The 13428-nt window shown below is 61.2% G+C and carries 12 protein-coding genes; 10 read left to right on the forward strand and 2 right to left on the reverse strand.

All coding sequences use genetic code 11. The annotated features are described in order from the left end of the window. Window positions 1–4: 4 nt before the first annotated feature. Complete coding sequence (locus AC1Q9F_RS27625) at window positions 5–322, forward strand: Rieske (2Fe-2S) protein (protein ID WP_492620706.1); 318 nt, start codon at window positions 5–7, stop codon at window positions 320–322. Here AC1Q9F_RS27625 and sfsA read toward each other — a convergent pair. Together sfsA and AC1Q9F_RS27635 are read right to left on the reverse strand one after the other, a co-directional pair. Next, window positions 319–1032, reverse strand: coding sequence for a DNA/RNA nuclease SfsA (gene sfsA, locus AC1Q9F_RS27630; RefSeq protein WP_492620707.1), 714 nt, complete (start codon window positions 1030–1032; stop codon window positions 319–321). The two genes, AC1Q9F_RS27625 and sfsA, sit on opposite strands and share 4 nt — an antisense overlap. After that, a complete protein-coding gene (locus AC1Q9F_RS27635; protein WP_197870637.1) occupies window positions 1032–2204 on the reverse strand; it encodes a pyridoxal phosphate-dependent aminotransferase in 1173 nt (390 codons plus the stop codon). The genes sfsA and AC1Q9F_RS27635 overlap by 1 nt, the downstream gene beginning before the upstream one ends. Window positions 2205–2538: 334 nt before the next feature. Between AC1Q9F_RS27635 and dksA the strand changes: the two genes are divergently transcribed. The 9 genes from dksA to panC all read left to right on the forward strand — a co-directional run bounded on the left by dksA (window position 2539) and on the right by panC (window position 13215). Further along, entirely contained in the window at window positions 2539–2982 is a 444-nt protein-coding gene (gene dksA, locus AC1Q9F_RS27640) for an RNA polymerase-binding protein DksA (protein WP_007959616.1), read from the forward strand. Window positions 2983–3065: 83 nt separating this feature from the next. After that, complete coding sequence (gluQRS, locus tag AC1Q9F_RS27645) at window positions 3066–3962, forward strand: tRNA glutamyl-Q(34) synthetase GluQRS (protein ID WP_492620708.1); 897 nt, start codon at window positions 3066–3068, stop codon at window positions 3960–3962. A 77-nt stretch (window positions 3963–4039) separates the two neighbouring features. After that, entirely contained in the window at window positions 4040–4216 is a 177-nt protein-coding gene (locus AC1Q9F_RS27650; protein ID WP_003176118.1) for a hypothetical protein, read from the forward strand. After that, on the forward strand, window positions 4200–7154 hold the full coding sequence (locus AC1Q9F_RS27655) for a sensor histidine kinase (protein ID WP_007959612.1): 2955 nt from the start codon (window positions 4200–4202) through the stop codon (window positions 7152–7154). The genes AC1Q9F_RS27650 and AC1Q9F_RS27655 overlap by 17 nt, the downstream gene beginning before the upstream one ends. Window positions 7155–7176: 22 nt before the next feature. Further along, entirely contained in the window at window positions 7177–8613 is a 1437-nt protein-coding gene (locus AC1Q9F_RS27660; RefSeq protein ID WP_085689794.1) for a sigma-54-dependent transcriptional regulator, read from the forward strand. 734 nt (window positions 8614–9347) lie between these two features. Next, on the forward strand, window positions 9348–10748 hold the full coding sequence (locus AC1Q9F_RS27665; protein ID WP_273904433.1) for a polynucleotide adenylyltransferase PcnB: 1401 nt from the start codon (window positions 9348–9350) through the stop codon (window positions 10746–10748). Between the two features lie 3 nt (window positions 10749–10751). After that, on the forward strand, window positions 10752–11237 hold the full coding sequence (gene folK / locus AC1Q9F_RS27670; RefSeq protein ID WP_492620709.1) for a 2-amino-4-hydroxy-6-hydroxymethyldihydropteridine diphosphokinase: 486 nt from the start codon (window positions 10752–10754) through the stop codon (window positions 11235–11237). 320 nt (window positions 11238–11557) lie between these two features. Continuing rightward, window positions 11558–12358, forward strand: a complete 801-nt coding sequence (panB, locus tag AC1Q9F_RS27675) for a 3-methyl-2-oxobutanoate hydroxymethyltransferase (protein WP_039771642.1) — start codon at window positions 11558–11560, stop codon at window positions 12356–12358. After that, window positions 12355–13215 carry a pantoate--beta-alanine ligase gene (gene panC, locus AC1Q9F_RS27680; protein WP_085747743.1) on the forward strand — a complete coding sequence of 287 codons (861 nt, stop codon included), beginning with the start codon at window positions 12355–12357 and terminating at the stop codon, window positions 13213–13215. Before panB ends, panC begins: the two co-directional genes overlap by 4 nt. Window positions 13216–13428: the final 213 nt, after the last annotated feature.

Consider the following 13428-nt stretch of genomic DNA (forward strand, 5'->3'; position numbering starts at 1 on the left):
AGCCATGAAGTTTCTTTGCGCGGGCGCCGATCTGGTTGAGGGCGGCAGTCGCGGTTTCGATATCGACGGAAAAAAACTGTTTGCCGTGCGCCGCGCGGGGCAGGCTTACGTCTACTCCAATCGCTGCCCGCATCGGGGCGTTGGCCTGGAATGGCACCCCGACCAGTTTCTCGACCCGAGCAACAGCCTGATCCAGTGCGCCACCCACGGCGCACTGTTTCTGATCGAGGACGGAGAATGCGTCGCCGGCCCCTGCGCAGGGCAATCGCTGACGGCCATCCCTTGCCGTGAAGACGCGCAAGGGCTTTGGATCGACGTTTAACCGTTGAGCACCACGTCCAGGCGCCGGTCGACCACCATCTCTTCATGGCTCAAACGCACGCCGTACGCCAGGACTTCGACCCCGCACGCCACCGCCTCACGTAGCGCAGCGGCGTAGGCCGAGTCGATTTCCTCGGCAGGACGCACCGCTTCGATACCGGTGAGATTGACGCAGTACAACTGCACCGCGCGAATCCCGTCCCTGGCCAGATGCGCCAGCTCACGCAAATGCTTGGCGCCGCGCTCTGTCACTGCATCGGGAAATGCCGCGACCGCCGTGCCGTCGAAACCCAGCGTGACACTTTTCACTTCCACGTACGCCGGGCCCGTCGGATAGTCGAGGCGAAAATCGATCCGACTCTTTTCCTGTCCGTACGCCACTTCGCGCTTGAGCCCGGTAAATCCGTTCAGTTCACTGATGACGCCGGCCTGCAAGGCTTCTTCGACCAGTGCGTTGGCGCGCCCGGTGTTCACGCAAAACAGCCGCCCCTGCGGTGTTTCGCCGACTTCCCAGGTGCCAGGCAGTTTGCGCTTGGGGTCATTGGAGCGGCTGAACCAGACCTGCCCGCCCTCGACCTGACAATTGAGCATCGAGCCGGTGTTCGGGCAATGAATGGTCAGCAACTCGCCACCAACGGTTTCGATATCGGCGAGAAAACGCTTGTATCGGCGGATCAACCGGCCTTCTTCGAGAGGAGGATGAAAGCGCATCAGCCTTGCCAGCTCTTCAAGCCACGGGCGATGCGTTCCACCGCTTCCTGTAAGCGAGGGAGGTTTTGCGTGTAGGCAAAGCGCACATGATGGCCGGCCTGATAGCGACCGAAATCCAGCCCCGGAGTGAAGGCTACATGTTCGGTTTCGAGGAAATGCCGGCAGAACGCGAAGGCATCGCCGCCGAACTGGCTGATATCGGCATACAAATAGAACGCGCCTTCTGGTTCAACAGCGATGTTGAAGCCCAGTTCACGCAATGCCGGCAGCAGGAAGTCGCGACGGCGGCCGAATTCGGCGCGGCGCTCCTCGAGAATCGCAATGGTGTCCGGTTCGAAACAGGCCAGCGCCGCGTGTTGGGCCATGCTCGGCGCACTGATGTAGAGGTTCTGCGCGAGTTTTTCCAGTTCACTGACCGCCGCATCCGGCGCCACCAGCCAGCCGAGACGCCATCCGGTCATGCCGAAATATTTGGAGAAACTGTTGAGGACAAATGCACTGTCGTCGACTTCCAGCACACTGGCCGCGTCAGTGCCATAAGTCAGGCCGTGGTAAATCTCGTCCACCACCAGATGCCCGTGCCGCGCCTTGATGGCTGTGGATAACCCGGCCAGTTCATCGCGGGTCAGAATCGTACCGGTCGGGTTGGCCGGCGAGGCGACCAGCGCACCGACGCTGTCGTGATCCCAATGGCGCGCCACCAGATCCGGCGTCAGTTGATAGCGTACGTCCGGGCCGACCGGTACAAGCTGCGCCGCGCCTTCAACCAACCGCAGAAAATGCCGGTTGCAAGGGTAGCCGGGGTCGGCCAGCAGCCAGTGCTTGCCCGGATCCACCAGCAACGCACTGGCCAGCAGCAACGCGCCGGAACCGCCGGGCGTGATGAGAATCCGTCGTGGATCGATGTTCAGGCCGTAGCGCGTTTGATAGAAACCGGAAATCGCCTCGCGCAGCTCGGGAATGCCACGGGCCGCGGTGTAGCGGGTTTTCCCCGCCGTCAGGGCTTGCTGGCCGGCGCGGATGATCGGCTCGGCGGTGGTGAAGTCCGGTTCGCCGATTTCCAGGTGGATCACGTCGTGGCCGGCGGCCTGCAATTCATTGGCCCGCGCCAGCAACGCCATGACATGGAACGGTTCGATCGCACGACTGCGCGCACTGTAGGGCTGAGCCATTGGCCTTCCTTCAACGAGGGAAAAGAAACGATTCTACCCATCTGCCGGAACGAGCGAGAACCCGCAGCGGTCACAGCCACAAGAACACTGGACTGTAACGACCCGGGCGTACGCTCCAGGATTGACTAAAATCAGTGATTGAGCAGGTCTGCAACATTGCCGGACATGGCTTGGCAAACATTTGCAAGCCCCACCGGCCGCGCGCTCGACATCCGGGAGTAGCGCGGGCCGAATTGATCTGGTAAGTTCGCCCGCTTGCAGCCGCAGGGCCGGCAGGTGTCGGTGATGGAGCAATCCTGCGCAATGGATTACAAGAGTAGAGGCGGTCCATTTCATGCCCACCCAAGCAAAGCAACAGGCAAGTCAGACACTCAGCGGTTTCGAACCCTACGTCCCGAAAGCGGGCGAAGAGTACATGGGCGCTCCAATGCGCGCGCACTTCACCAAGATCCTGACCAAGTGGAAACTGGACTTGATGCAGGAAGTCGACCGCACTGTTGATCACATGAAAGACGAAGCGGCCAACTTTCCTGATCCGGCCGACCGTGCCAGCCAGGAAGAAGAGTTCGCCCTCGAGCTGCGCGCCCGCGACCGCGAGCGCAAACTGATCAAGAAGATCGACAAGACCCTGCAACTGATCGAAGACGAAGAGTACGGCTGGTGCGACTCTTGCGGCATCGAGATCGGCGTCAAGCGCCTCGAGGCCCGTCCGACTGCCGACATGTGCGTCGACTGCAAGAACCTGGCGGAAATCAAGGAAAAGCAGGTCGGCAAGTAATCCCGGCCTGAACGAAAAACGGAGCGTGCGAACGCTCCGTTTTTGTTTCTGCTGTTTTTTGACTCTCAAGTAACATCGCCCTCATGACCGCCAACACCTCCCCCGCCTATATTGGCCGCTTTGCCCCGACCCCCAGTGGACACCTGCACTTTGGCTCGCTGGTAGCGGCGCTCGCTTCTTATCTGGATGCCCGCTCGGTGAATGGCCGCTGGCTGGTGCGCATGGAAGATCTCGATCCGCCCCGCGAAGAGCCCGGCGCGCAAGCGGCGATTCTCAAGGCGCTGGAAAGCTACGGCTTCGAATGGGACGGCGAAATGGTCCGCCAGAGCGACCGGCACGAGGCCTACGCGCAAGTGCTCGACAGCCTGTTCAATCACGGCCTCGCCTACGCCTGCACCTGCTCGCGCAAACAACTGGAGCCGTATCACGGCATTTACCCGGGACTGTGCCGCAATGCCGGCCATGGGCAGGAAGACGCCGCGATCCGCCTGCGCGTGCCGGAGCTGGAATATCACTTCATCGACCGGGTGCAGGGCGAATACCGCCAGCATCTGGGCCGCGACGTGGGAGATTTCGTGATTCGCCGCCGCGACGGTCTCTACGCCTATCAACTGGCGGTGGTACTGGACGACGCGTGGCAGGGCATCACCGACATCGTGCGCGGTGCCGATCTGCTCGACTCCACTCCGCGTCAGCTCTATCTGCAGGAATTGCTGGGCCTGCGCCAACCGCGCTATCTGCATCTGCCACTGATTACCCAGCCGGACGGCAACAAGCTCGGCAAGTCCTATCGCTCGCCACCGCTGGAAGCCGATCAGGCCACACCATTGTTGCTGCGGGCCCTGCGCGCATTGGGGCAAAGCCCGGGGGCCGAACTGGCCCACGCCTCGCCGCAGGAACTGTTGAACTGGGGCTGCGCCCACTGGGATGCCTTGAAAATCCCGCGCACACTGACCCTCCCCGAAGCGCAACTGCTGTGACGACACTTGCAGTGGCGCGCCCATCCGTTACCATCGCCGCACGTTTTCGGGCACGCGCATAAAAAAGAGAGGCCGGGATGTACATCTATCGCTTGGTCCTGCTTCTGGTCGTGGGGATCTACCTGTTTTCTCCCGCCATCATGGATTGGTGGATCGACGCTACGGGCGCCTGGTATCGCCCTTATCTGCTCTGGCTGATCCTGATTGTCGTGACCTTCATCCTGCAGAGCCAAAAAGATGCCGATGAGCTTTAGCCTGACCCAGATGCTGCTGATCAGCGCCGCCTACCTGGCCGCGTTGTTCGGTGTGGCGTGGATCAGTGAACGGGGCATGATCCCGCGGGCGATCATTCGCCATCCGTTGACCTACACCCTGTCGCTGGGGGTCTACGCCAGTGCGTGGGCGTTCTATGGCACGGTCGGTCTGGCTTATCAGTACGGCTACGGCTTTCTGTCCAGTTATCTCGGGGTCTCCGGCGCGTTTCTGCTGGCGCCGGTGCTGCTGTATCCGATTCTGAAGATCACCCGCACTTATCAACTGTCGTCGCTGGCGGACCTCTTCGCCTTCCGCTTCCGCAGCACCTGGGCTGGTGCGCTGACCACGATTTTCATGCTGATCGGCGTATTGCCGCTGCTGGCGTTGCAGATCCAGGCCGTGGCCGACTCCATCGGCATCCTCACCGGCGAACCGGTGCAGAATCGCGTGGCCCTGGCGTTCTGTGCGCTGATCATTCTGTTCACGATCTTCTTCGGTTCCCGTCATATCGCCACCCGTGAAAAGCACGAAGGGCTGGTGTTCGCGATTGCCTTCGAATCGGTGATCAAACTGGCCGCCCTCGGCGGCGTCGGCCTCTACGCGCTGTACGGCGTATTCGACGGCCCGCAACAGCTCGAGCTGTGGCTGCTGCAGAACCAGACCGCCCTCGCCGCCCTGCACACGCCATTGCAGGAAGGCCCGTGGCGCACGTTGCTGCTGGTGTTCTTCGCGTCGGCGATCGTGATGCCGCACATGTATCACATGACCTTCACCGAAAACCTCAACCCGCGTTCGCTGGTCAGCGCGAGCTGGGGCCTGCCGCTGTTCCTGCTGTTGATGAGCCTGGCCGTGCCGCTGATTCTCTGGGCCGGCCTGAAACTCGGCGCCACGACCAATCCGGAATACTTCACCCTCGGCATCGGTATCGCCGCCAACAGCAAGTCGCTGGCGTTGCTGGCGTATGTCGGCGGTCTGTCGGCGGCCAGCGGCCTGATCATCGTCACCACGCTGGCGCTGTCGGGCATGGCGCTGAACCATCTGGTGCTGCCGCTCTACCAGCCACCGGCTGAGGGCAATATCTATCGCTGGTTGAAATGGACCCGCCGGGCGCTGATCGTCGCGATCATCATGGCCGGCTTCTGCTTCTATCTGATGCTGGGCGCCGAGCAGGATCTGGCCAACCTCGGCATCGTCGCTTTCGTTGCGACCCTGCAATTCCTGCCGGGTGTGCTCTCGGTGCTGTACTGGCCGACCGCCAATCGCCGGGGTTTTATCGCCGGTCTGCTGGCGGGGATTGTGGTGTGGGTCGTGACCATGCTGTTGCCGCTGGTCGGTAATCTGCAGGGTTTCTATATTCCTCTGCTGAACATGATCTACGTGCTGGACGACACCAGCTGGCACATGGCGGCCATTGCCTCGCTGGCGGCCAACGTCCTGATGTTCACGCTGATTTCGCTGTTCACCAATGCCAGCCCCGAAGAGGCCAGTGCCGCCGAAGCCTGCGCAGTGGACAACGTACGCCGTCCGCAACGCCGCGAATTGCATGCCGCTTCGCCACAGGAATTCGCCACGCAACTGGCCAAGCCGCTGGGCGCCAAGGCTGCGCAGAAAGAAGTCGAGCAGGCCCTGCGCGACCTTTATCTGCCATTCGACGAGCGCCGCCCTTATGCTTTGCGCCGCCTGCGTGACCGGATCGAAGCCAACCTCTCCGGTCTGATGGGCCCGAGCGTCGCCCAAGACATGGTGGAAACCTTCCTGCCGTACAAGGCCGGCGGCGAAAACTACGTCACCGAAGACATCCACTTTATCGAAAGCCGCCTTGAGGATTACCACTCGCGCCTGACCGGCTTGGCGGCCGAACTCGATGCCCTGCGCCGCTATCACCGCCAGACCTTGCAGGAACTGCCGATGGGCGTCTGCTCGCTGGCCAAGGATCAGGAGATCCTGATGTGGAACAAGGCCATGGAAGAACTGACCGGGATTGCCGCGCAACGGGTGGTCGGCTCGCGCCTGAGCACCATCGCCAATCCTTGGAAAGACCTGCTGCAAGGCTTCATCCACCTGCCCGACGAACACTTGCACAAACAGCACCTGGCCCTCGACGGCCAGACCCGCTGGCTGAACCTGCACAAAGCGGCCATCGACGAGCCGCTGGCACCGGGCAACAGCGGCCTCGTGCTGCTGGTGGAAGACCTGACCGAAACCCAGATGCTCGAAGACAAACTGGTGCATTCCGAGCGTCTGGCCAGCATCGGCCGACTCGCGGCGGGTGTTGCTCACGAAATCGGCAACCCGATCACCGGCATCGCCTGCCTTGCGCAGAACCTGCGGGAAGAGCGCGAAGAAGATGGTGAGCTGACGGAAATCAGCGGACAGATCCTCGAGCAGACCAAACGCGTGTCACGCATCGTCCAATCGTTGATGAGCTTCGCCCATGCCGGCAGCCATCAGCACAGCGACGAGCCCGTTTGTCTGGCGGAAGTGGCCCAGGACGCCATCGGCCTGCTCGCCCTAAACCGGCGCAATTTCGAAGTCCAGTTCTACAACCTGTGCGATCCCGATCACTGGGTCGAAGGTGACCCGCAGCGGCTCGCCCAGGTACTGATCAATCTGCTCTCCAACGCCCGTGACGCCTCGCCTGCCGGCAGTGCGGTGCGGGTCAAGAGCGAAGCCGGCGAACACACGGTCGATCTGATCGTCGAAGACGAAGGCAGCGGTATTCCGTCGAGCATCATGGATCGATTGTTCGAACCCTTCTTCACCACCAAGGATCCTGGCGAAGGCACCGGTCTGGGCCTTGCACTGGTCTATTCCATCGTTGAAGAGCATTATGGACAAATCACCATCGACAGCCCGGCTGATGTTCAGAGCCAGCGCGGCACCCGTATCCGGGTGACATTGCCGCGCCATGTCGAAGCGACGTCCGCTGTGAACTGAGACCGTCGAGAGTATCGAATCAATGCCGCACATTTTGATCGTCGAAGACGAAACCATTATCCGCTCCGCCTTGCGCCGCCTGCTGGAACGCAATCAGTACCAGGTCAGCGAAGCCGGTTCAGTGCAGGAAGCACAAGAACGCTTCAGTATTCCCACATTCGATCTGATCGTCAGCGACCTGCGACTGCCGGGCGCTCCGGGCACCGAGCTGATCAAGCTCGGCCAGGGCACGCCGGTGCTGATCATGACCAGCTACGCCAGCCTGCGCTCGGCGGTCGACTCGATGAAGATGGGCGCGGTGGATTACATCGCCAAGCCTTTCGACCACGATGAAATGCTTCAGGCTGTCGCGCGGATCCTGCGCGATCGCCAGTCGGCGCCTGCCGCCGGAGAAGCAGCTCCCGCCAAATCGGCCAATGGCAGCGGCAAATCCGCCATCGACAACAGCAATGGCGAAATCGGCATCATCGGCTCGTGCCCGCCGATGCAGGACCTTTACGGCAAGATCCGTAAAGTCGCGCCGACCGATTCCAATGTCTTGATCCAGGGCGAATCCGGCACCGGTAAAGAACTGGTGGCCCGCGCCCTGCACAACCTGTCGAAACGCGCCAAGGCACCGATGATCTCGGTGAACTGCGCAGCCATCCCGGAAAGCCTGATCGAGTCCGAACTGTTCGGCCACGAGAAAGGTGCGTTCACCGGTGCCAGCGCCGGTCGCGCAGGTCTGGTGGAAGCGGCAGACGGCGGCACGCTGTTCCTCGACGAAATCGGCGAGTTGCCACTCGAAGCTCAGGCTCGCCTGTTGCGCGTATTGCAGGAAGGCGAGATTCGCCGGGTGGGTTCGGTGCAGTCGCAGAAGGTCGATGTCCGGTTGATCGCTGCGACCCACCGGGACCTCAAGAGTCTGGCGAAAATTGGCCAGTTCCGTGAAGACTTGTATTACCGCCTGCACGTGATCGCGTTGAAACTGCCGGCCTTGCGCGAGCGTGGCGCCGACGTCAACGAAATCGCCAATGCGTTCCTCGCTCGTCAGAGCGCCCGCATCAACCGCACCGACCTGAAATTTGCCGCCGATGCCGAACAGGCCATCCGGCACTATTCCTGGCCGGGTAACGTGCGTGAGCTGGAAAACGCCGTCGAGCGCGCCGTGATTCTGAGCGAAAGCCCGGAAATCTCTGCCGACCTGCTGGGCATCGACATCGAGCTGGGCGACCTGGAGGACGACGAATTCATCGGCCTGCCGGCGCAAACGGCCGGTAACGCCAGCAACAGCAGCCACGAGCCGACCGAAGACCTGTCACTGGAAGACTACTTCCAGCATTTCGTACTCGAGCATCAGGACCACATGACCGAGACCGAACTGGCGCGCAAACTGGGCGTCAGCCGCAAATGCCTGTGGGAACGTCGTCAGCGTCTGGGCATCCCACGGCGCAAGACCGGGGTCGCCAGCGAGAGCTGAACGTTACCTGTCGAGTGTGCGGGTAACGGTTGAGGATGTGAAAAAACTGTTACCTCAGTCTTTTCACGTAACAGAAGCCGGGGTTATCGGTAACGAAACCCCGGCTTTTTTTCGTCCTGCGAAAACGGTTATATCGACCTAACCCCTTGTTTTATTGGGGTTCGCAAAAGTTGGCACGGCACCTGCTATATGTTTGGTACAAGAACAATAACAAGCAATGCACAAGACAATAAAAATAAGACGAATCGACTCACGCACAATAAAAACAAGACGGCGAGAGGCGCAGCTAACTGATTCTTTTGGAGAGGCGTTGTATTTGGGGCTAGCCCCACGACCAGGCCGAGAACAACAAAAACTGTCTTAAGACAGAGCCTGTACTGGTTGGATCGCAAGATCACTGCAACACAGCGACCAAAGCAATCCGTTTGCTCTTGGCTCCCGATTGGGAGGGTCATGAAGGAAAAGCTTCATGGCGAGGGCACTCAACAAAAACAAGAAGCCCGAATCAATAATAAAAAGAGCACGCAACTACTTCTTGGGGAGCTTCGGCTCCCCTTGTAGTTTCTCCTTTACGGCAAATCCCCCCTTCTGACGCATCTTCACCCCCTCTAGCCTGCGGCTTGCAGCGCAAAACGGCAGCGTCCTACACCATCCCTCGACTAAATGCTAGAATCCCGGCCCATCATGCGGTCATTCTCTGGTATGGCCGAACATTCCTTCAAACAGTGCATCCCATGCTGAAGAAGCTGTTCCAGTCATTCCGAACTCCCCTGCGTCGTACGCAACACATCCGTAGCACGCCTGAAGTCCTCAACAGCGGCCAACACTCGCTGCAGAAGGCGCAATTCAGCCGTTACGCGGTCAACATCGTCGAACGTCTGCAGGGCGCCGGCTACCAGGCCTACCTGGTTGGCGGTTGCGTGCGAGACATGCTGCTGGGCATCACGCCCAAAGACTTCGACGTCGCCACCAGCGCCACCCCCGAGCAGGTTCGCGCCGAATTCCGCAATGCGCGGATCATCGGCCGCCGCTTCAAGCTGGTACACATCCATTTCGGTCGCGAAATCATTGAAGTCGCGACCTTCCGCGCCAATCACCCGCAAAACGAAGACGACGAAGACAGCAACCAGTCTTCGCGCAACGAAAGCGGGCGAATTCTGCGTGACAACGTCTACGGCACCCTGGAAGAAGACGCGCAACGCCGCGACTTCACCATCAACGCCCTGTATTACGATCCGGTCAGCGAGCGCATCCTCGATTACGCCAACGGCGTACACGACATCCGCAACCACCTTATCCGCCTGATCGGCGACCCGAAGCAGCGTTACCAGGAAGACCCGGTGCGGATGCTGCGGGCCGTGCGTTTCGCCGCCAAGCTCAATTTCGGTATCGAGAAGCACACCGTCCAGCCGATCCGCGAACTGGCGCCGATGCTGCGCGAGATTCCGTCGGCCCGCCTGTTCGAGGAAGTGCTCAAGCTGTTCCTCTCCGGCCACGGTGCCATCACGTTCGAGATGCTGGTCGACCTGCAACTGTTCGCGCCGCTGTTCCCGGCCAGTGCCGATGCGCTGGAACACAACCCGGAATACACCCACACGCTGATCAGCGAAGCACTGACCAACACCGACCTGCGGATCAAACAGAACAAACCGGTGACCCCGGCGTTCCTGTTCGCCGCGCTGCTGTGGCCTGCCCTGCCGGCCCGCGTGTTGCGTCTGCAAGAGCGCGGCATGCCGCCGATTCCGGCCATGCAGGAAGGTGCTCACGAACTGATCGCCGAACAGTGCCAGCGCATCGCGATTCCAAAACGCTTCACCATGCCGATCCGCGAGATCTGGGACATGCAGGAACGCCTGCCACGCCGCAGCGGCAAACGTGCCGACCTGTTGCTGGACAACCCGCGCTTTCGTGCCGGCTACGATTTCCTGCTGCTGCGTGAGAGCGCCGGTGAGCAGACCGATGGCCTGGGTGAATGGTGGACCGATTATCAGGACGCCAACGACAGCGAACGTCGCGACATGATCCGCGACCTCAGCGGTAAGGGTGATGACGCCAGTGGCGCGCCGCGCAAGCGTCGCCGCAGCAGCGGTTCCAAGCGCAAACGTGCTGGCGCACCGAGCGCCTCGGGCGAATAAGCTATGGAACGCATCTACATCGGCATGGGCAGCAACCTGGCTGACCCGGCCGAACAACTGCGCAGCGCGGTCGACGCGCTGGGGCAATTGCCCGAGACCGAACTGGTTGGCGTGTCGGCCTTCTACCAAAGCGACTCGCTGCTACCGGGCCAACCGCGTTACACCAACGCAGTTGCCGCGCTCGACAGCGCACTCGCCCCGCTGGATCTGCTCGATGCCTTGCAGGCAATCGAAAACGATCAGGGCCGCGAGCGCCTGGAGCGCTGGGGCCCGCGCACGCTGGATCTGGACATCCTGCTGTTCGGCGATCGCCTGATCGACGAGCCGCGCCTGAAAGTCCCGCATTACCACATGCAGGAACGCGCGTTCGTTCTCTATCCCCTGGCCGAACTGGCGCCCGAAGATCTGCGTCTGGCCGATGGCCGTGCTCTTGCCGATCTTCTGAAAGCCTGCCCGTTCGTCGGCCTCGAACGCCTCTCCCACGCCTGATACAAACCGCTGATGCGGGAGCCCATCGGCTCGCGCATTTTGCTTTCTTGTAGGACAAAAACCCCGCAAATCAGGCCCACCGGCCCGCTGAATCGCATCAGTAACGCCGGTAACACTCCCCTCGTAACAATGCGGTAACACATGCAATTGACTTCCTGAGGCCTCATCACGACTATAGGCGTCCCGCTGCCGCCAACCCGGCATACAAGGGCGCAATCCAGGCCTTATAAGCACGACAAAAGAGCGTGCGCCTGAATAGATGACGAATCACGCGCGTTACTCGCAGTAGTTTCCAAAGCGCCTGAACGAGGATTTCTTACATGCCAGCCATCACCCTGACCACGCTCCAGAGCCTCAAGCAGAAAGGTGAAAAGATCACCATGCTGACCTGCTATGACGCGACCTTCGCCCACGCCTGCAACGAGGCCGGTGTCGAAGTGCTGCTGGTGGGCGACTCCCTCGGCATGGTCCTGCAGGGTCACGACAGCACCCTGCCGGTGACCACCGCAGAAATGGCCTACCACGTTGCCAGCGTCAAACGCGGCAACTCTGATGCCTTGATCCTGGCCGACCTGCCGTTCATGGCCAACGCCACCCTTGAGCAAACCATGACCAACAGCGCCCTGCTGATGCAGGCCGGCGCGCACATGGTCAAGGTAGAAGGCGCCTTGTGGCTGGCGGACTCGATCCGCCTGCTGGCCGAACGCGGCGTGCCGGTCTGCGCCCACATGGGCCTGACCCCGCAAGCCGTGAACATTCTCGGCGGCTATAAAGTGCAAGGTCGCAACGAGAACCAGGCACGCCAGATGCGCGCCGACGCGATCTCGCTGGAACAGGCCGGTGCAGCCATGCTGCTGCTCGAATGCGTGCCGAGCGAACTGGCGGCTGAAATCAGCCAGGCTGTAAAAATTCCGGTGATCGGCATTGGCGCCGGTTCGGATACCGACGGTCAGGTCTTGGTGCTGCACGACATGCTCGGCCTGTCGATCAGCGGCCGTGTGCCGAAATTCGTGAAGAACTTCATGCAGGGCCAGGACAGCATCCAGTCCGCGCTGAAGGCTTACGTCAGTGAAGTCAAAGCCACCACTTTCCCCGGGATCGAACACGGATTCTCTGCATGAACACCGTCAAAACCGTACGTGAACTGCGCGCCGCCGTGGCGCGCGCCCGCAGTGAAGGCAAGCGCATCGGCTTCGTGCCGACCATGGGCAACCTGCACAGCGGCCACATTGCCCTGATCACCAAGGCCACCCAGCGCGTGGACTTCGTGGTCGCGAGCATTTTCGTCAACCCGCTGCAGTTCGGCGCCGGCGAAGACCTCGACAAGTACCCGCGCACCCTGGCGGCGGATCAGGAAAAACTGCTGGAAGCCGGGTGCGATCTGCTGTTCGCCCCGACCGTCGAAGAAATGTACCCCGACGGTATGGCCGGGCAGACCCGGGTCAGCGTGCCGCAACTCTCCGAAGGCCTGTGCGGCGCCAGCCGTCCGGGGCACTTCGAAGGCGTGGCGACGGTGGTCAGCAAGCTGTTCAACATGGTCCAGCCGGACCTGGCGATCTTCGGCCAGAAAGACTTCCAGCAACTGGCAGTGATCCGCGCGCTGGTGCACGACCTGAACATGCCGATCCAGATCATTGGCGAGCCGACCGTGCGTGCCGCCGATGGACTGGCGCTATCCTCGCGCAACGGTTTCCTCAGTGAAGAACAGCGCGCCGTGGCGCCGGTGGTCTATCGCACCCTGAGCAGCATTGCCGAGTCGATCAAGCAAGGTGAACGCGACTTCCCTGCCCTGATCCAGGCGCAACGCCAGCAACTGGAAGCCGCCGGTCTGCGTCCGGACTACCTGGAAATCCGCCACGCCCTGACCCTGCGTCCGGCAACGGCAGACGATCGCGATCTGGTGATTCTGGTCGCGGCATTCCTCGGCACCACCCGGTTGATCGACAACCTGCACCTGAATCTCGATACTCCCGCCTGAACACCGGCAAACGCTGTGGGCGCAACCCCGCTCCCACAGCGTCTGCACGCCCTTCCAGACCGTATTGCTGAGCACCTGCCCATCGGGCAAACTGCCGCCGTTCGACTCCACGCGATAAGCAGGGACTTGCTCGCATTACCCGCCGTCTGTCGGCCCCGTCTGTTATCAATGTTAAAAAAGTACCGAAAACAGGTCAGACAAAGCCAAGACAGA

The organism is Pseudomonas sp. GW823-FHT04A03, assembly GCF_058796615.1.